The sequence below is a fragment of the Pseudomonas koreensis genome (assembly GCF_025447595.1).
GTDB lineage: Bacteria > Pseudomonadota > Gammaproteobacteria > Pseudomonadales > Pseudomonadaceae > Aquipseudomonas > Aquipseudomonas koreensis_H.
Genome location: NZ_JAOEJU010000006.1, coordinates 219,339 through 238,881, shown reverse-complemented (window position 1 = coordinate 238,881; position 19,543 = coordinate 219,339). Strand labels below are relative to the sequence as shown.

Here is a 19,543-nt window from a genome sequence, read left to right as displayed (position 1 = left end):
TCAGCTGCTCGAACGGCCCCAGCCGCCCCAACCGCTGCGTGCACTGGACTGGCTGCCGAAGCCGCCACGGGAGGTGGACGAGGCCACGTTGACCGGTTTGCGGTAATCGCTGTCGTAATCCCGCTGGCTGCGGCTCGGCGCCGACTCGATTCGACGGTTAAGCGTCGAGGTGTCGTAGGTCTGGCGGGTATTGCGCTCACGATAAACCGGCCGTGAGTCGCTCGCGCGGTTGTTGCTCATGGCATTGCCGATCAGCCATCCCGTGAGCCAGCCGTTGCCCGCACCGCTGGACGAGTGCGAAGTGCTCGTATGATTGCTCTGTACGGCTGCGGCGTCACCGGCCGGCATCTGGGCATTGGCGATCGCATCGAGGTTCTGCGCAGGCTCGCCGTCCTGCGGCACCTTGAAACCACCAAGTTTCGGCACGAAACGGCCAGCGGAATTTTTCTGACACCAGTCTGCGGCAAAGTCCGCGTCGCATGCAGCCTTGTCGTCGTAGGCCGGGGAAATGCGCCGGTGCTCGGTCAGGGCGGCGACGTAGGCGTCCGAACAGACATCCGCCGCCACGTCGGCGTCGACGCATTGCTCCACACTCTGGAAGCTCTGGGCCGCCACTTCACCGGAAATCGCCAGGGCCACTGAAGCGGCCAGCGACAGTTGAACGTACTTGCTTCGTTTCATCTCAGGCTTCCTGCCGATCAGTAGGACGGGGTCATGCACGCGGCGTTGAGCATGCCGACGCTGATCGCCACCGCCGCCACATAGATGCCCGCGGCGATTTCACCGTTGGCGATGCGCTGGGACGTGCCCTTGAGCACCAGCCCGGTCGCCAGGAAGGCCAGCAATTGCACCACGGCCGCGATCACTGCCCAGAGCACGAAGTCGAGGACGTTGATCGAATGAGCGATCACGTTGCTCGCCGGAATTGCGAAGCCGATGATCGCGCCGGACAGCGCGATGGCGGCGGCGACGTTGCCGGAACGGATCAGCTCGAATTCCTTGTGCGGCGTAACGCGGGTGTAGACGAACTGAAACAGCATGAACAGCAGCACGGCGCCGATCAGGTAGGCAACGAAACCGACCAGTGCGGCTTTGTTCAGGGAAATGGACAACGCTTCCAGCATGGAAAACTTCCTTTTAGATGGTGCTCAAATCGGTGGTGTACAGCGAGATGCCCAGCGAGGTGCTCAGGCTGACGGTGCCTTCTTCGTCTTGTTCGACGGAGAACAGCAAGAGCTCGCGGCGATCGGTCAGGCCGGTCTCGCGGGCGTAGAGCATCGAATGATGGTTGATGGTGTAGGACTCGTCCGGGTTGATCACCTGTTCGGTGAGCGGCACCAGTTCAGTCTGGCCGCGTTCGGTGCCCCATTCACGGGTGTATTCGACACCTTCGTGGCGATAGGTCGGCAGGCCGATCAGGCTGTTCGGGCCGGCCAGGCGCTGCAGTTCGGCGTCACTGTTGACCGTTACGTAACTGAGGTAGTTGAACAGTGTCACCGATTCGATCTGGTCATCGCCCGTGACATGGATCTGTACCCAGAATTCTTCATCGTTCAGGTAGTAGCGATGCAGTTTGTTCGACTGACCGAGGTCGATCCAGCCGGCGCTCCAGATGGCCTGGGCGTCGGGAACCCGTACCGAGGTGCTGCCGTCGAGCAACAGGCCGAGGGTCGTGTCGAAGCGGATCGCCTTGCCCTGCGCCAGTCCGAGCGGGCCGCCGGCAGCCTGGGACGTCGGCGCGGCCGACTGCCAGTTGCTGGTACCGAGCAAATCTTTGAACCATCCCATGGGTACATTCCTTGAAGCGGGTGGAGGTATTCGTTGGCAAAACGCCGCTAGTGTACCGGCCTCGTGACAAACGAGCAGGCAAAAAAGAAGGGCACCCGGTGCCCTTCTTTTCTCTGGCTGCCCTTACTGGGCAGACTTCTGCTTCAGTCGTTCGAGGATTGCGTTGGCGCTGCCCTCGTTCGGCGTGATGCCGGCTTCGCGCAGCTTGCGATCCAGGTCGTTGCCGGTCGTGGCATCGGCCAGTTCGTCCTGGGCGTTCAGCTCGGCGGCGCGTTGCTTTTGCTTCTCCTGCAGGCGGTTCAGGGTGCCGACGGCGGTTTCCAGTTTGCCATTGGCACCACCGCTGGCGATCGAGGCGCTGACCTGAGCCTTCTGCACGCTTTCACGGGCCTTGGCCATGTCCACTTGCTGGCGCAGGCTCTTGATCCGCGCTTCGGCCTTGTTGATGTCCTTGCGCATGTTGTCGGCGTAAGTGCCGAACTCGTCGCTCTGGGCTTTCTCGGTGGTCAGGTCGTTGGTCAGGGTCGAAATCGCTTCGGCCACTTCCATTGCCAGATCTTCACGGCCCGCGTTCAGGGCGGAGACAGCCTTGGCTTCCAGATCCTTGATCTTGGCGTCATACTCGCTGACGCGGTCGGCGGACAGTTTATGCTTGGCCATGATGGTGACCAGTTCGCGACGGGCGTTGGACAGCGCGCTGTCGGCGTCACGGATTTCCTGGTCGAGGATGCGCAGAGCCTGTTGGTCGACGATCGCTTCGCCGACTTCGTTGGCGCCACCGCGCAAAGCGGTGAACAACTTGCTCCAGATGGACTGAGTCATTGGATTTTCCCTGTTGATTACTTGAAGAAGTGTTCGAAGGCTTCGCTGGCGCGCTGCACGTTGTCGACCAGGGTTTTCACCTCGGTGACCACGTTGGTCAGGCTCGAATCTGCACTCAGTGCACCGAACATGTTGTAGACGGTCTGGCCGTTGGGCATGGTCTCGATACCGATCGATGACAGCGGAAACATTTCCCGGCTGCGCAGCACGGCGTCGTTGAAGGCGCGTACGTCAGTGATCGAATCGATGTCCACCAGCACGGTGTCGACGATGATCTGTTGGCCGGCGATTGCGATGTGAATCGGCAGGCCGCCGAATTCGTTCATTTCCAGCTTGAGGCTGGGTTCGGAGCTCTGGATCAGAGACAGCGTGATCTCTTGCGAAGCCACCTCGTCCAGCGCCTTGAAGGCGTTGTAGAGGCTATCGATGTTCCAGTTGTTACCTGCGCTCATGTAATTCTCCGACATGAAAGAGCCAGCCAGAATCGGTTGGCGTAGCTGTTGCTCCATTTGCTTGAGCAAGCTTCGGTTTTCCGGAAGCACCCAAGTTTCGTGTTTCACATAACCGGCGGCAGCCAGGCCCGCGCGCATCTGCTTCATGTAGAAGCTCGACGGTTTTTTCGCGGACGGTGTCGAGCGCACTCCCTTTGGGCTCTCTGACTTGGTGGCGGGGGAGCGGCTTTTCATGGCGATGACTCCGTTATGAACATCTCACGCGTGAGCAACACTACAACCAATTCAAAGTGCCATCAATGGCTCACGCGTGAGATTTTTATGACAAGCAAAAAAACGCCCGCAACGAGGCGGGCGTAGGTATTTCCGGCTGTTTCCGAGCAGGGCTCAGCGGCTGGCGGCGAGGAACTCGTCGGTGGAGACCACGCTGGCGTAGGCAAAACCCAGCGCAGACATGAACGCCGCGTGCACGTGGGCAGCAGGCACGGTCAGGCCGTTGAATTCCAGATCCCGGCTGGCGCAGGCGTCGTGGATCACCGTGACTGTGTAGCCCAGATCTGCCGCCGCACGGGTGATGCCGTCGACGCACATGTGGCTCATGCTGCCCACTACTACCAACTCTTTGATGCCTTGTTCGTCGAGGATCGATTGCAACTCGGTTTCGCGGAATGAATTGACGAAATGCTTGAGCACCACCGGCTCGTCGGCGCGGTTGAGCACTTTCGGATGCAGTTTCGCGCCTTCGGAGCCCGGGGTGAAAAACGGTGCTTCGGGCGAGGTGAATTCGTGGCGGATGTGCACCACCGAATCACCGGCCTCGCGGAATGCCGCGATCAGCCGGGCGGCGTTGTCCGCGGCAGCGTCGGCACCGACCAGCGGCCACTTGCCTTGGGGGAAGTAGTCGTTCTGGATATCGACTACGATGAGCGCTTGCTTGGCCATGGGTGTGTCCTCGAAGTGTGGGTTGGGTGTGGACTCAGTATTGGTGCTGACCACTGTTTCGAGGATTGGCCGCACCGACATTACACAGGGGAAAACTGACAATGGCTGCTGAAAGGATCGTCGCGGAGCTTGGCGTGCTGATCTATCCCGGTGCGCAAATGGCGGCGGTACATGGCCTGACCGATCTGTTCGGGGTGGCCAACCGGATCGCTGCCGAACATCAGGCGGCACAGCTGCCGCTGCTGCGGATCAGTCATTGGCAGGTCGACGGTGATCAGCCACCCGTGCGCGTTTACGACAGCCTGCCCGGTACCGAAAACGGTTTGCTGGCGGTACTGATCCCACCGTCCATCGCCGGTTTTTCCGCTGCACAGATGCCGGCCGGTCTGATCCCCTGGTTACGTGAGCAACATGCGCGGGGCGCGACACTCGGCGGGGTCTGTGTCGGCTCGTGGCTGCTGGCCGAAAGCGGCTTGCTCGACGGTCGAAGCGCGACCACGCACTGGACGTCGGCCAAGGCCTTCGCCGAGTGCTACCCGAAAATCAGGCTCAAGGCAGACACGCCGATTGTCGACGATGGTGACCTGATTACCACGGCGGGGCTGATGGCCTGGTCCGAGCTTGGCTTGCGGCTGGTGGATCGCTTGCTCGGACCGAGCATCGCCAGCAGTACTGCCCGGTTTCTGGTGGTGGAGCACAGCGACAGCGCCAGCGAGTGCGGAAGCAATTTTGCGCCGATCCTCAATCATGGCGACGGGGCGATCCTCAAGGTTCAGCACTGGCTTCAAGGCAATGGTGCGACCGATGTCTCGCTGACGGCGATGGCCGAACGCGCGGGCCTCGAGGAACGCACTTTCCTGCGCCGTTTCCGCGCGGCGACCGGCCTGAAACCCACCGAATACTGCCAACACCTGCGGGTCGGCAAGGCCCGGGAAATGCTCGAGTTCACCAACGGCACCATCGACCACATCGCGTGGACGGTGGGCTATCAGGATCCGGGAGCTTTTCGCGCGACGTTCAAGAAGATCACAGGGCTGGCGCCGAGTGAATACCGCACGCGATTCGGCGTCAGTCCGCCGCCGGCCGTGACGAAGTAAGACCAACCCGTCGTGCAAAATGCCGGAGCCCACAGCGCAGTCGTGCAGATTGAAACAGGCGCGGTGCCAGCACGGGATTTTCAAGTGGCTGATTTTCTATGTGTTTCAGGCAAACCCCGGTTGGCCTGATCTCTGCACCCTCTGACCTACATTCAACCCGCCGTTGGAAGGGGGACGCATGACCCCGACATCCCGCAGGAAAGTGGTCGTCGCCCATTCGGTCCGGCCCGGCGCACCACAACATGAAGTGCAGACCAACAAGGCCCTCGCGCGATGGCTGGCGCAAATCCTCGGCCTCAAGTTCGGCGGCAGTTACGACCCCGACAAACATCGTGGCCGGGATATTTATCTGCTGCCGACCCAGACCCTCGTCGGCGCGGCCGCACGCGAACTGGGTGTGAGTGGCCCGGATGATCTGTGGGGCGGTTTCGTCGAGCACGATTTCATCTGCACCAAAGCCATCAGCCACGGTTTGCGCAGCCATCAGGCTCATGCGCCGCAAGGCTGGTCGCCGCTGTTTTCCGAGCGGGTGCGCACCGTCGTGCTGGACGGGCTCAGCGTCTTTGCGCTGGAGGATGCTCGGCCCGCCGCCGAACATCTTTTGTACACCGGACCGATCCGGATCAAGCCGATCCACGCCAGTGCCGGACGGGGGCAGGAAGTGATCAGGAGCCTGGATGCGTTCGACGAAATTCTCGCCCGACCCGAGGCTGAAGAATTGTTCAGCGATGGCGTGGTGCTGGAGCAGGACTTGAGTCAGGTAATCACCCACAGCGTCGGCCAGTCGTTCATCAGCGACAAAGTGTTGAGCTACTGCGGTGATCAATACTTGACCAAAGACGCCCACGGCGAAGAGGTGTACGGCGGTTCGAACCTGCTGGTGGTGCAGGGCGGTTACGAGGATCTGCTGGCACTGAATCTGCCCGACGACGCGTGTCTGGCCATTCAGCAGGCGCAAGTGTTCGACCGGGCGGCGGACGAAGCCTATCCGCGTTTCTATGCCTCGCGGCGCAATTACGACATCGCCCAGGGTCTGGACAGCGAAGGCCGGCCGCGCAGTGGCGTGCTCGAACAATCCTGGCGCATGGGAGGTGCCAGCAGCGCGGAAGTGGCGGCGCTGCAAAGCTTCGTCAACGATCCCTCGATGCGCGCGATCCGCGTCTCGTCGGTGGAAACCTATACCGATCAGGCCCTGCCGGCGGATGCCATCGAGGTGTATCGCGGGCCGGCCGAGAACAGCGACTTTCTCCTCAAATACGTAACGGTCAAATCCTATGACGGCTAGAAGCGAAAGCATTCAAATCGACATTGATGATGAACAGATGAGCGGGACATTTCTCAGTCCCAAATCGAAAGTCCCTGGCGTGTTGTTCGTGCACGGCTGGGGCGGCAGTCAGGAGCGGGACCTGGAACGGGCCAAGGGCATCGCCGGCCTGGGCTGCGTGTGCCTGACGTTCGATCTGCGCGGGCACACCGGCGGCACAGGCATTCCGCTGAGCCGGGTCACCCGCGAAGACAACCTGCGCGACTTGCTGGCGGCCTACGACCGGCTGCTCGCCCATCCGGCGCTGGACACCTCGGCCATTGCGGTTGTGGGCACCAGTTATGGCGGTTATCTCGCCTCGATCCTCACCTCGCTACGCCCGGTGCGCTGGCTGGCGCTGCGGGTGCCGGCGCTGTACCGCGACGAGCAATGGCACACCCCCAAGCGCGATCTGGACAAGGCTGACCTGCGCGATTATCGCGGCACGCTGGTGCGCGCCGACAGCAACCGCGCACTGCACGCCTGCTCGCAATTCACCGGGGACGTGCTGCTGGTGCAGTCGGAAACCGATGACTACGTGCCCCACGCGACGATCATGAGTTACCGCGCCGCGTGCCAGCAGACCCACTCGCTGACTCACCGCATCATCGATGGCGCCGACCATGCCCTGAGCGACCCGACCTCGCAGCAGGCCTACACCTCGATCCTGGTCGACTGGATCACCGAAATGGTGGTGGGCGAGCGGTTGAGCATCATTCAGTCCACATGAGTGTGCTTCGGCCTTGCCGGCGCTTTCGCGAGCAAGCTCGCTCCCACCAATGGAATTCGTACTCCTGTGGGAGCGAGCTTGCTCGCGAAGACGCCCTGTCAGGTGAGATTGATCACTTGGGCTTCTTCTCGATCCGCAACGCCTTGGCCTTGGCTTCCACCACCAGGTACATCAGCACGGTGATCAGCAGCGGCAGCAGGAAATAAATCGCCCGATACGCCAGCAACCCCGCCACCAGACTGCCGCGCGAAGCCTCGTGTTGCAGCAGCGCCACGAACACCGCTTCCAGCACACCGAGCCCGGCGGGAATGTGAGTGATGACCCCGGCAATCGCGCTGATCAGCAGCACCCCGAGCACCAGCGGATAGTCGAGCTTGCTCGGCAGCAAGGTGAAAATCACCGCCGCCATCAGCGACCAGTTCAGCGCCCCGAGCAGCAATTGCAGGACCGCCATGCGCAGCGACGGCAGGTTGATTTCCACCCCGCGAATCGACCACTCGCGACGTCGGGAAAACTGGCAGGCAACCAGATAACCGGCACTCACCAACAGCAGCAACACACCAATGCCCTGCAACGCATCGCTGCTGACTTTCCAGCCCGGCGGCATGCGCACCAACCCGCTGCTGAACACCACGCCGGCGATGGTCATGTAGCCGAACCAGTTGGTCGCCAGACTCAGGCCGAGGATCTTGGCGATGTTGCTTTTGCTCACCCCGAGCCGCGAATACAGGCGATAGCGCATGGCGATCCCGCCGACCCATGCGCTGAGGTTAAGGTTGAACGCATAGCTGATGACACCCACCGGCAGGATCTGTTTCCAAATCAGATCCTGACGGATGTAAGTGCGGCCGATCAGGTCGAAACTGGCGTACACCAGAAAACTCAACAAGGTCAGGCTGGAGGCGATGATCAGTGTGCGCACCTTGAAGTCGGCGAGGGTCTGCAGCACCTCGGCCCATTCGATGCGGCTGGCGAACATCGTCAGCAAAACGATCAGCGCAAGAAAAAACAGCAGGGTCAGAGGACGTTTCCAGCGGCTCCAGCGGGACTTGCCCGCCGGTGCCGGATGCACCGCCGCGTGGGCTTCGGAATGGCTCATGACGGGTCGCTCCCGGCGGCGTGGGTGAAGGGTTTGAGCCGTGGTTTGTGCGCCGGCAGCCAACCGGCCATGGCCGGGAAATGCCGCAGGAAGTGAAACACCAGAAAGCCCACGGTCATGTGCCAGATTCGCCCACGCGGCGACTTCGCGGCGTCCATCGCCTTGCAGTGGTTGTGGCTGAGGTCTTCGAGGCGTTCGAACAGGTGACGATTGAAGGCGCGGTCTCGAATCAGCACGTTGGCTTCCAGGTTCAGCGACAGGCTCAGCGGATCAAGATTGCTTGAGCCGGCGGTGCTCCATTCCTCGTCCACCAGCGCCACTTTGCCGTGCAGTGGCCGCTCGCAATATTCGTGAATCTGCACCCCGGCCTTGAGCAGGTAGTCGTAGGTCATGCGCGCGGCGAGTTTGGCCACCAGCATGTCCGGCTGCCCCTGCAGAATCAGCCGCACCTCGACCCCGCGCCGGGCCGCATTGCGGATCTCGCGCAGCAGGCGATAGCCGGGAAAGAAGTAGGCGTTGGCGATCACCACCCGTCGTTGGGCGCGGCGCAGCACCTGCAAATAAACGTCTTCGATATCGGTGTTGTGCCGGTCGTTGTCGCGGAACACCAGGCGCACCTGACCGTCATGATCATCGAATGCCATCTCGGCGCGCCGTTGTCGACGGCGTTGCCACCAGAACCGTGCGCGTCCCGGTCGGCCGCTTTGCAGCAGCGCGAAATGATGGATGTCGGCCACCGCCGGGCCCTGAACTTCCACCGAATAATCCTGCTTCGCTTCGGGGCCGAAATCGGCCAGGTGATCGCCGGAAAAATTGATCCCGCCGATGAACGCAATCAACCCGTCGACCACCACGATCTTGCGGTGCAAACGGCGGAACCAGTTGGTGCGAATGCCCAAGCGTTTGGGGGCCGGATCGAAGATCTGCAAATGCACGCCGGCATCGCTCAACGCGGTCAGATAACCGGTGCTCAATTCGCCGCAACCGAAGCCATCGAGGCTGACGGTAGTGCGTACGCCACGCCGGGCGGCATCGATCAGGATCTCCTGCAATTCCTTGCCGACCTTGTCTTCGAAGACGATGAAGGTCTCTAGCAGGATTTCGCTTTTCGCCGCGCGCATCGCTTCGAACACCCGGGGAAAATATTCCTCGCCGTTTTCCAGCAGTTCGAGCCGGTTGTTGCCCTGCCAGCGATACTCGACATCGACGGTGCCCGGCTCGCGCACGGGCGGGGTGATGCTGACCGGCTCCACGGCGGATTTCTCCAACGGTGCACTGCTCATAGTTCTATCTCCACCGACAGCGGCGCGTGGTCGGAAAGGTGTGACCAGGGACGGTTCGCCAGCACTTTGGGCTGGCTGGCCTTGAGGTTGCGCACGTAGATCCTGTCCAGGCGCAGCAGCGGCATGCGCGCGGGAAAACTGCGCGCCGGTTTGCCGTGATGCGTCGCAAACACTTCACGCAGGCCACAGGGTTCAAGCAAGGCATCGGCGCGCTGGCGCCAGTCGTTGAAATCGCCGGCGACGATCACCGGCGCATCGGCGGTTAGCTCAGAGAGGCGTTCTCGCAGCAAGCCCAATTGATCGTTGCGATGGCTTTCGTGCAGGCCCAGATGGACGCAGATCGCGTGCACTTCACGGTCGTCTTCCGGCAGACGCAGCACGCAGTGCAAAAGGCCCCGGTTTTCGTGGCCGCTGATCGACACATCGAGATTGTCGTGGCGCAGGATCTGGAATTTCGACAGCAACGCATTGCCGTGATCGCCGTCCGGGTACACCGCATTGCGCCCGTAGGCGAACTGCGGCCAGAGGCTGTCGGCGAGGAACTCGTACTGCGGCATCGTCGGCCAGTTGTTGTAGCGTTTGGGATGATGTTCGTGGGTGCCGTGGACTTCCTGAAGAAACACCACGTCGGCAGAAACGCTGCGCACCGCTTCGCGCAATTCCGGCAGGATGAAACGCCGGTTCAGTGCGGTGAAACCCTTATGGGTGTTGACCGTCAGCACGGTAAAGCGGCGCTCCGTGGTGGTGACCGCCGCCTGCTCGTCGGTGAAACCGACCGGCTCGGGAATGCTCATGCGAGTACCCCTTCGGCGGCCGGTTCGCCGGGCGCGGTTTCGAGGGTTTTATCCAGTTCGAATCGCTGCAACAGGCTGCGGGCATCGAACGGCGCGCGGACCTTGATGTCGTTGTCGAAGTAGCAGAAAACCTCGCGGGATTTACGGGGCCGAGGCTTCAGGCGCGGTGCGATCAAATGGGCGTCGCCCGGTTGCCGGCCATGGTGCCAGGCGTCGATCCGTTCGGCCCAGCGTTGCAGCGCGGCACGGGTATAGCCGCTGGCGTAAAGCTCTTCGGCACCGTGCAGGCGCAGGTAGACGAAATCGCTGGTGAGGTCTTCGCGGTACGGCCATTTCCCGGCGGTGTCGGCGATCACCAGCGCGGTGTTGTAGCGTTTGAGCAAGCGCACGAAGTCGGGGTCGATGAAACTGTCGTTGCGGATTTCCACGGCATGGCGCAGCGGTTTTTTGCCGTAGGCCTTCATGCTCGCGTGGCCGTGCAGGTGTGAGTCGTGTTGGCGGGCGAGCTCGGCGGCGGCCTGGGTGTCGTGGGGCAACTGGTCGAGAAAGGCTTCGAAACGCTCGGGGTCGAACGTGAAGTTGGGCGGGAATTGCCAGAGGACCGGGCCGAATTTTTCCTTCAGTTCCAGCACCCCGGAGGCGAAGAAGTTGGCCAGGGGTTTTTCGATATCACGCAGGCGGCGGATGTGGGTGATGAAGCGGGGCGCCTTGATGCTGAACACGAAGTCATCCGGCGTCTCGGCGTACCACTGGGCGTAGCGTTCCGGCCGTTGCAGGGCGTAGAACGATCCGTTGATTTCGATGCTGTTGACCGCCCGTGAGGCGAACTGCAATTCGCGTTTCTGCGCCAGCCCCTTCGGGTAAAAGTCCCCGCGCCACGGGGCGTAACGCCAGCCTGAAATACCGATATGAATCGTTGCCATGCCGCCCTCCCGTCGAAAGTCCCCATACGGCCTCTGTCTGTGGATGACTGCGGGCGGTTCGGGAAAGTTTCGACGGGATTACGGACGGTATTTGTGCGGCAGCGCCATAGAAATGTGGGAGCGAGCCTGCTCGCGATAGCGGAGTATCAGGCACATCAATTTTGAATGTGCTGCCGCAATCGCGAACAGGCTCGCTCCCACAGGGGCATCTTGCGGATCAGTGCCCGGTGACGATCCGGGTCGAACCTTCAGCGGGTTCGGCGTACACCGGGCCAAGGCGGTCGAGGCGACCGCTCCAGGCAGTCAGGGCCAGCGCCACCAGCACCACCAGGCCGCCGATCCACGCGGTATGGATCAGGCCGATGTGCTCGACGATCAATCCACCACCCCACGCACCGCCGGCAATCCCGAGGTTGAACGCGGCAATGTTCAGGCCCGATGCCACATCCACGGCGTGCGGTGTGTGATGTTCAGCCTGACGCACCACATACACCTGCAAGCCCGGCACGTTGCCGAAGGCGACTGCGCCCCAGACCAGCACGGTGGCCAGCGCCAGCCACGTGTTGCCGGCGGTGAAGGTGAGCACGAACAGCACGGCGGCGAGCAGGGCGAAGATGATTTTCAGCGCGCTGATCGGCCCGCGTTTGTCCGCCAGTTTGCCGCCCCAGATGTTGCCGACCGCGACCGACACGCCATACACCAGCAGCACCAGGCTGACGGTGCTGGCGCTGAAACCGGAGATGTCCTGAAGGATCGGCGCCAGGAACGTGAAGGCGATGAACGAGCCGCCGTAACCGATGGCCGTCATGGCGTACACCAGCAGCAGGCGCGGCTGCTTGAGTACCTGCAATTGCTGCAACAACGACGCCGGTTTGCTGTGGGCAATGTTGTTCGGCACATACAGCAAGCTGCCGATGAACGCGATCACGCCGAGTGCCGACACCGCGAGGAAGGTTTCACGCCAGCCGAAATGCTGACCGATGAACGTGCCCAGCGGCACGCCGGTGACCAGTGCCACGGTCAGGCCGGTGAACATGATCGCGATCGCACTGGCGGCTTTTTCCTTGGGCACCAGGCTGGTGGCGATGGTCGAGCCGATGGAGAAGAACACGCCGTGGGCCAGACCCGTGACGATCCGCGCCAGCACCAGCGATTCATAACTCGGCGCCAGCCAGGCCAGCAGGTTGCCAAGGGTGAACAGCACCATCAGTGACAGCAGCAACAGTTTGCGCGGGACTTTGCCGGTGAGGGCGGTCAGTACCGGCGCACCGATGGCGACGCCCAGGGCATACAGACTGACCAGCAGACCGGCAGACGGAAGGCTGACGCCGAGATCGGCGCCGATGGTGGGAAGCAGGCCAACGATGACGAACTCGGTCGTCCCGATGGCGAAAGCGCTGAGGGTCAGCGCGAGCAGGGCAATGGGCATCACGGCACTCCGGTAGGGGATTGAATGGAGCGCAGTGTCGGGGTTTGGTGGGGGTGGAAAAATACAGGGATGGGCATTTGATATTTGATCTGGGCGCAAAGATCAAAAAGCGGCTCTCAAGGCGTTCTTGAACTTTGCCTAGCCAAAACCGATCAGTTCCTTACAGGTTCAACCAAGGGAGCTCTGCGTTTTGACCAGGTTCAGGATCGCGATTCTATTGGGGGCATTGCTGTTGTTGGGCGGCAATGCAGTGCAAGCCGCCAGCCTGCCGGGCATTCCGGCGGCCAGTGCAGAGCCGGCCAAACCGGAACCGATCGTGCAGGGCGGACTGCTCGGCGCCATCAGTTCCAGCATCGACGACGTGCAGGACAAACTCGATCTCAACGAGCATCTGGTCGACGCCTGGCGCCTGCGCGCCGACCGGGCGGCGGATGAAGTCGACAGGCTGGTCAACCAACCCTCGAACCGTTCCGGCTGGAGCGTGGCGGGGGATTTTCTGATGCTCTCCGGCGTGTGGCTGGGCACGTTTGCCGTGTTGACGGTGCTCGGCAGCGTGCTGGGCAAGCGTCTGCGGGAAGGGCGCTTGCCCAGCACCCGCCAACGCAGTCAGGACCTGCTCGGTTACCTGTTGCCCTACACGCTGCCCGCGCTGATCTGCCTGCCGCTAACCCTGTACGTCAGCCATTTTCTGTCGGCTTCGGTCGGTCGGGCGCTGGCGCTGTGTTTTGCCTACGCCACCAGCAGCGGGATATTTTCTACGTCGATGCTGTTGTGCGTGGTGGTGATGTTCAACGTTGGCCACAAGCGCCGCGCCGTACAGATCATTCGCGACTACTGCCCGAAACCGCTGTTCCTGATCGGTTTTCTCGCCGCCCTCAGTGATGCCCTGACCAGCCCGCAGATCGCCCGGCAACTGGGCGGCAACATCACCAGCAGCATCGCGGTGTTCACCGGTCTGCTCGCCTCGATCATCTTCGGTCTGCTGGTGATTCGCCTGCGTCGGCCCGTGGCGCACCTGATCCGCAATCGCTCTCTGGCCCAGCGCCTGAAACAGCCGTCGTTGCAGGAGTCGCTGCGGATTTTTTCCGGGCTCTGGTACTGGCCGATCGTACTGATGGTGTTGGTCTCGGCGGTCAATCTGATCGGCATCGGCGAGGACAACCAGAAAGCCCTGCGCTGTGCGCTTTTCACCACCGTGCTGCTGATCGGCACGGTGTTTCTCAGCACCGTGCTGCAACACCTGTTCAAGTCGCGCAAGGCCGAGGCGATCCAGCGCAGCAGTGCCTATAAGGAACGCTTTCTCAGCCTGTTGCACGCGTTGCTGCGGATCGTCATCGCGATTGCGTTCATCGACATTCTCGGGCGGATCTGGGGCGTGTCGCTGCTCGACTTCGCGCAAAGCAGCACGGTCGGCCGGGCGATCAGCAATGCCCTGAGCAGCATCGGGTTGATCTTCCTCGTGACATGGCTGTTGTGGGTGGTGCTCGACACGGCGATTCAGGAGGCGCTGAAGCCACCGGTCAGCAAACGCTCGGCGCGCCAGCCCAGTACCCGGGTGAAAACCATCCTGCCGCTGCTGCGCAACGCGATCAAAATCATCCTGGTGGTGATCTGCGCGATCACCACCATGGCCAATCTCGGGATCAACGTCGCACCGCTGCTGGCCGGTGCCGGGGTGGTCGGCCTGGCCATCGGTTTCGGCTCGCAGCAACTGGTGCAGGACGTTATTACCGGGCTGTTCATCATCATCGAAGACACCCTGTCGATCGGCGATTGGGTGGTGCTCGATTCCGGGCATGCCGGCACGGTCGAAGGCCTGACCATTCGCACCCTGCGCCTGCGCGATGGCAAGGGCTTCGTGCACTCGGTGCCGTTCGGCCAGATCAAGGCTGTGACCAACCAATCACGGCAGTTTGCGTTCGCGTTTTTCTCGGTGCAGTTCACCTACGACACCGATGTCGACAAGGCTATCGAGCTGATCCGCGAGGCGGGGGATTCGATTCGCGAAGACCCGTTCCTCAAGTACAACCTGCAAGGGCCGCTGGATGTGTTTGGCGTCGATAAAATGGACCTGAACGGCGTGGTGCTGACCGCGCAATTCCGCACCGTGTCGGGCGGACAATATGCGGTGAGTCGCGCGTTCAACCAGCGTCTGAAAAAGCTTGTGGATAACAGCCCGTGGGTGCATTTCGCGCAAACTTATCCACAGCAGGTTTTGTTGCCCAAGCGCCAGGAAGAAGAGGTGGCGTCGGCGCATTCGTCGGTGATGTTGCCGGAGCAATCGCCGACTCAATAGGAGGTCTTGTGGTGCATGTGCCGGCCCCTTCGCGGGCAAGCCCGCTCCCACAGTGATTTGTGGTGCGGCTGCTATTTCGGTATCACACAGAACCCTGTGGGAGCGGGCTTGCCCGCGAAGAGGCCAGACCGGTTTACATCAATGCCGGATCAGTTTGCTGCGCACCTGCTCCATGGAAACCTGATCCAGCTCCACCCAGAATTGTTGTTTGCCCGCGACCTCGGCCGCCACCGGCAAGCCGTCGCGATACACCAGCCGATTGCTCGCCAGCGCCGGCACTTTCGCCCCCGGCAACAAGGTGCCGGCGAGGTTCAGTGGGTCGACGCCACACACCGCGATCAGGCTGCCGTCGTGAGGCCGACGGCGGACTTCGCGCAACAGCGGAATCGCCTCGGGCAGGGCGAATTGTTCACCCGCCAGACCGCTGACAAACCGCCCGCCACGAATCTCGCCCCGGGCCTCCAGTCGATGGAACGTGCGCAGCAGTTCACGCCAGCTCGGCAGCCAGTCGGATTCGCGTTCCAGTAGACGCCAGAACACCACGCCATAGCGGCGCAACAAGGTCATGGCGACGTGTTCGAGGGTTTCGGGCGACGCTGTTTGACGGTTTTCCACAACCGCCCCGCGACGCAATAACGCCCAGCGTCCGGCATCGTCCATGCCTCCGACAAACGCCCCGCGCCCGCGTCGACTGCTGCGTTGCTGGCGCTTGCTCGCCGGGGTGATCAGCGCCCGCAATCCGGCAAAGCTGTCGGCATTCACCAGGCCTGCGCCGACCAGTTCCTGCAAGGCGATTTCCAGCTCGGTGCGCAGCAGGTGCGCTTCATGAGTCAGCTCATCGAAAAACAGCGCGCCGTGCTGGCTCAGTGCGTCGAAAACCTTGCGGGTCTTGGGCGACAGTTCGCTGAGCGGCGTCTGTTCGGCCAGTGCACTCCACAAGCCGACCTGAGTGCGCGGCAGCAACACGATCGGTGTGCTGCGCAACGCCGTGCCGCTGATGTTTTGCCGGGCGCTGAGGCGCGTCCATACCAGCTTGCCGCTGCGGCACAGATCGTCCAGCCAACTCGGTGAATAGTCCTTGAGCCGCGCGGGAAGGAGGTCGCTGTCCCAGGCCGAAGCGGCAGCCGGATAACCTTCGAATTGACCGACAATCGCCGGCAACACGGCGCTGCCCTGACCACGGGTTGACGCGGATAAATGCTGCCAGTCGAACAGAAACCGCATGAAATCCTGCAACGCCACCGGCTCGATTTCCCGGCGCAGACGCTTGACCGTGTAGCGGTGAATGCGCGCCAGCAGATGGCGTTCGCACCACTCTTCAACGGTCGATCCCGGCGTGAACTGGCCGCGCAGTACATAACCTTCGCGCTCCAGATGAGCGAGGGCTTGATGAACAGAGGCCGGCATCAAGGCCAGTGGTTCGGCAATCGCCGCCAGCGGCAGCGGGCCGAATGCGCCGAGCCGCGCGCGGATCACTTCGATCAGTGCGTCATCGGCTGCCCATGTTTCGTCGAAACCGGGCAACGGGGGCAGTGCCGACTGCGCCTGTGGGTAAAGCGCTTGCAGACAGGTCAGGCGCTCTCTCGCCAGCCACAGTGAATGCTCGGGCTCGATCTGCAACCGGCAGGCTCGCCCGGTCTCGGCCAGAGCATTCAGCCAATCGCGCCACTGCGGATTGGCCTCGACTTCACGGTCGCTGATGCAGGCCAGGCTCATCAGCGCTTCGTGCATTTCATCGGCGTTGTTCGGCGTCGGCCACGCTTCTTCGCGCACGGCGTCGATCGCATCGGCGTCCAGCGCGCCGAGGTCATCGGTGGATTGCGGATCGCTCCAGCGGCGGTTGAGCACGGCTTGGGTGCGACGCTCTTCCAGCGGCGCGTCGTCGAGAAAGGTGTAGGGCCGGGCGCTGAGGATTTCCGCCGCCAGCGGCGAAGGGGCCGGAAGGTCACGGGCGATCAGACGCACTTCGCCGCGCTCCATGCGCCGCAGGAGTTCAAGCCAGCCTTCACTGTCCATCGCTTCATGCAGGCAGTCGTCGAGGGTCTGCTCCACCAGCGGGTGCTCGGGAATTTCCCGTTCGCCCGCGAGGTTTTCCAGGCAGGCGATCTGATCGGGAAACACGCTGGCGATCAGGTCTTCGCTTTTCATCCGCTGCAATTGCGGCGCGACCTTGCGCCCGCCGGTGTAGCGCGGCAGGGCCAGCGCCACCCCGGCATTCCAGCGCCAGCGTACGCCGAACAGCGGCGCATCCAGCACGGCTTGAATCAGGATGTGCTCGGCGCTGTTGCTGTGCAGGTAACGCCAGACCTCGTCGAGTTCGAAACTGTGGCTGGTGGACAGTGACAGCACGATCGCGTCTTCGCTGGCGGCGGCCTGCAATTCGAAGTTGAAGGTGCGGCAGAAACGCTTGCGCAGGGCCAGGCCCCAGGCGCGGTTGATGCGGCTGCCGAACGGCGAATGGATGATCAGCTGGGTGCCGCCGGACTCGTCGAAAAACCGCTCCATCAGCAGCGTGTCCCGGGACGGCAACGCACCGAGCGCGAGGCGGGCGCGGGCCAGGTAATCCACCAGTTGCTCGGCGCTGGCCAGGTTCAGGCCGAGGGTGTCGGTCAGCCAGTCGAGGACCGGTTGCAAATCACCGGGGCTGGCGCTGAGCAATTGATCGAGTTGCGCGTGCAGGCGCGCCACGGCCGCCGACAATTCGTCGCTGCGTCCCGGTGCTTCGCCGAGCCAGAACGGAATGGTCGGCGGCTGGCCCTGAGCGTCCTCGACCCGCACCTTGCCGGTTTCCACCCGCAAGATGCGATAGGAGGCGTTGCCGAGCTGGAACACGTCGCCGGCAATGCTTTCCACGGCGAAGTCTTCGTTGACGCTGCCGATGTTCAGGCCCTGGGGTTCGAGCAATACGCTGTAGTCGGCGTTGTCGGGGATGGTGCCGCCGCTGGTGACGGCGGTCAGCCGGGCGCCGCGTCGTCCGCGCAGGGTTCGGCTCACGGCGTCGCGGTGCAGGTAGGCGCTGCGGATGCCCTGGCGGCCGTTGTAGCCCTCGGCGAGCATCGCCAGCAGCGCCTGATAATGTTTTTCGTCGAGGCGCGCATAGGGCTCGGCCCGGCGGAACAGCGCGAGCAAGGCGTCCTCGGCCCATTCCTGGCAACTGACCTCGGCGATGATTTGCTGCGCCAGCACATCCAGCGGCGCTTCGGGGATGTGCAGGGTGTCGAGTTCGCCCCGGCGCACGCAGTCGAGCAGCGCGGCGCATTCGATCAAATCGTCGCGGGTGGTGGCGAACAGGCGCCCCTTGGGCGTGCCGCCGACCTGGTGTCCGGAGCGGCCGACCCGTTGCAGAAACCCGGCAATCGAACGCGGCGAGGCGATCTGGCACACCAGGTCGACTTCGCCGATGTCGATCCCCAGTTCCAGCGACGCGGTGGCGATCAGCACTTGTAGCTCGCCGCGCTTGAGCCGCTGCTCGGCGTCGAGGCGAAACTCCTTGGCCAGACTGCCGTGGTGCGCGGCCACGGCATGTTTACCAAGGCGTTCGCTCAGGTGTCGACTCAGGCGTTCGGCCAGACGTCGGGTGTTGACGAAAATCAGCGTGGTGCGGTGTTCACGGGCCAGTGCGGCGAGGCGGTCATAAACCAGTTCCCAGACGTCATTGGCCATCACTGCTGACAATGGCACCGACGGCACTTCGATACCCAGATCCCGTGGGCGGGCATGGCCGATGTCGATGATTTCGCACGGGCGCTCATGCCCGACCAGGAACCGCGCGACCGCATCGATCGGTTTTTGCGTGGCCGACAAGCCGATGCGGGTCAGTGGTTCAGGACACAACGCCTGCAAGCGTTCGAGGCTCAAGGCCAGGTGACTGCCGCGTTTGCCGGCGGCGATGGCGTGGATCTCGTCGACGATCACCGTGCGCGTGCTACCGAGCATTTTTCGGCCGGACTCGGAGCCGAGCAGCACGTAGAGCGATTCCGGAGTAGTCACCAGAATGTGCGGCGCGCTTTTGCGCATGGCGGCGCGGTCTTTCTGCGGGGTGTCGCCAGTGCGCACGGCGGTGGTGATTTCCAGCGCCGGCAGATCCATTTGGCGTAACTGCTCGGTAATCCCGGCCAGCGGATTCTGCAGGTTGATGCGGATGTCGTTGGACAGCGCCTTGAGCGGCGAAACGTAGACCACCAGGGTTTCGTCCGGCAGACCGTCCGGGGTTTCCAGGCCACGGTGGACCAGATCGTCGAGTACGGCGAGGAACGCGGTGAGGGTCTTGCCGGAGCCGGTGGGCGCGGCGATCAGCGTCGAACGGCGCTGGCGGATCAACGGCCATGCGCGGGCCTGGGCGGCGGTCACCGTCGGGAATGTGCTGCTGAACCAGGCGCTGACGGCGGGGTGGAAGCCTGCCAGGGCCGCGTCCTTGGGGAGGGGCAGATTCATGGCTTCAGTTATGCGGGTGGGCGGGCGAAGTTGCAAGTACCGCTCGGGATCTACACTTTACGGGTGACGGTTGCGCACTAAACCCGCAAAATGCAACGATTCCGGCAATTATCGACGACGCTGCCACGAGCATCGTCGCCAAAGCCATCGT

Annotated in this window: 16 protein-coding genes; 4 read left to right on the top strand and 12 right to left on the bottom strand. The window is 62.7% G+C overall.

Going from position 1 to position 19,543, the window contains the following annotated elements; all coding sequences use genetic code 11:
• From N8H71_RS11160 to N8H71_RS11135, 6 genes are all read right to left on the bottom strand, one after another.
• Entirely contained in the window at positions 1-681 is a 681-nt protein-coding gene (locus N8H71_RS11160; protein ID WP_262194029.1) for a DUF1190 domain-containing protein, read from the bottom strand.
• Positions 682-698: 17 nt separating this feature from the next.
• On the bottom strand, positions 699-1,124 hold the full coding sequence (locus tag N8H71_RS11155; protein WP_007955627.1) for a DUF350 domain-containing protein: 426 nt from the start codon (positions 1,122-1,124) through the stop codon (positions 699-701).
• 13 nt (positions 1,125-1,137) lie between these two features.
• Positions 1,138-1,788 (bottom strand): YjfK family protein, encoded by a 651-nt coding sequence (locus N8H71_RS11150; protein WP_262194028.1) that lies wholly within the window; start codon positions 1,786-1,788, stop codon positions 1,138-1,140.
• 123 nt (positions 1,789-1,911) lie between these two features.
• The gene (locus N8H71_RS11145) at positions 1,912-2,610 is read right to left on the bottom strand and encodes a PspA/IM30 family protein (RefSeq protein ID WP_262194027.1); all 699 of its coding nucleotides are present in this window, start codon (positions 2,608-2,610) and stop codon (positions 1,912-1,914) included.
• Between the two features lie 17 nt (positions 2,611-2,627).
• Positions 2,628-3,296 (bottom strand): YjfI family protein, encoded by a 669-nt coding sequence (locus N8H71_RS11140; protein ID WP_179693535.1) that lies wholly within the window; start codon positions 3,294-3,296, stop codon positions 2,628-2,630.
• Positions 3,297-3,449: 153 nt separating this feature from the next.
• A complete protein-coding gene (locus N8H71_RS11135) occupies positions 3,450-4,004 on the bottom strand; it encodes a cysteine hydrolase family protein (protein WP_085688048.1) in 555 nt (184 codons plus the stop codon).
• A gap of 101 nt (positions 4,005-4,105) precedes the next feature.
• Between N8H71_RS11135 and N8H71_RS11130 the strand changes: the two genes are divergently transcribed.
• The 3 genes from N8H71_RS11130 (at position 4,106) to N8H71_RS11120 (ending at position 7,134) form a co-directional block, all read left to right on the top strand.
• The gene (locus N8H71_RS11130; protein WP_262194026.1) at positions 4,106-5,101 is read left to right on the top strand and encodes a GlxA family transcriptional regulator; all 996 of its coding nucleotides are present in this window, start codon (positions 4,106-4,108) and stop codon (positions 5,099-5,101) included.
• A 178-nt stretch (positions 5,102-5,279) separates the two neighbouring features.
• Positions 5,280-6,386 carry a DUF3182 family protein gene (locus N8H71_RS11125; protein WP_262194025.1) on the top strand — a complete coding sequence of 369 codons (1,107 nt, stop codon included), beginning with the start codon at positions 5,280-5,282 and terminating at the stop codon, positions 6,384-6,386.
• Complete coding sequence (locus N8H71_RS11120; RefSeq protein ID WP_192562568.1) at positions 6,376-7,134, top strand: alpha/beta hydrolase family protein; 759 nt, start codon at positions 6,376-6,378, stop codon at positions 7,132-7,134. Before N8H71_RS11125 ends, N8H71_RS11120 begins: the two co-directional genes overlap by 11 nt.
• Before the next feature lie 112 nt (positions 7,135-7,246).
• Here the strand turns inward: N8H71_RS11120 and N8H71_RS11115 are convergent, their stop codons facing one another.
• The 5 genes from N8H71_RS11115 to N8H71_RS11095 form a co-directional block, all read right to left on the bottom strand.
• Positions 7,247-8,233 carry a lysylphosphatidylglycerol synthase domain-containing protein gene (locus tag N8H71_RS11115; RefSeq protein WP_262194024.1) on the bottom strand — a complete coding sequence of 329 codons (987 nt, stop codon included), beginning with the start codon at positions 8,231-8,233 and terminating at the stop codon, positions 7,247-7,249.
• Positions 8,230-9,516 carry a cardiolipin synthase ClsB gene (gene clsB / locus N8H71_RS11110; RefSeq protein WP_262194023.1) on the bottom strand — a complete coding sequence of 429 codons (1,287 nt, stop codon included), beginning with the start codon at positions 9,514-9,516 and terminating at the stop codon, positions 8,230-8,232. The genes N8H71_RS11115 and clsB overlap by 4 nt, the downstream gene beginning before the upstream one ends.
• Positions 9,513-10,310: an endonuclease/exonuclease/phosphatase family protein gene (locus N8H71_RS11105; protein ID WP_262194022.1), complete on the bottom strand. Its 798-nt coding sequence runs from the start codon at positions 10,308-10,310 to the stop codon at positions 9,513-9,515. Before N8H71_RS11105 ends, clsB begins: the two co-directional genes overlap by 4 nt.
• A complete protein-coding gene (locus N8H71_RS11100) occupies positions 10,307-11,233 on the bottom strand; it encodes a DUF72 domain-containing protein (protein ID WP_262194021.1) in 927 nt (308 codons plus the stop codon). Before N8H71_RS11100 ends, N8H71_RS11105 begins: the two co-directional genes overlap by 4 nt.
• Positions 11,234-11,450: 217 nt before the next feature.
• Positions 11,451-12,662 (bottom strand): MFS transporter, encoded by a 1,212-nt coding sequence (locus tag N8H71_RS11095; RefSeq protein ID WP_262194020.1) that lies wholly within the window; start codon positions 12,660-12,662, stop codon positions 11,451-11,453.
• 190 nt (positions 12,663-12,852) lie between these two features.
• On the opposite strand from N8H71_RS11095, the gene N8H71_RS11090 reads away from it, so the two are divergent.
• Positions 12,853-14,958: a mechanosensitive ion channel family protein gene (locus N8H71_RS11090; protein ID WP_262194019.1), complete on the top strand. Its 2,106-nt coding sequence runs from the start codon at positions 12,853-12,855 to the stop codon at positions 14,956-14,958.
• Between the two features lie 138 nt (positions 14,959-15,096).
• Here N8H71_RS11090 and N8H71_RS11085 read toward each other — a convergent pair whose 3' ends face one another.
• Entirely contained in the window at positions 15,097-19,392 is a 4,296-nt protein-coding gene (locus N8H71_RS11085; protein ID WP_262194017.1) for a DEAD/DEAH box helicase, read from the bottom strand.
• Positions 19,393-19,543 lie beyond the last annotated feature (151 nt).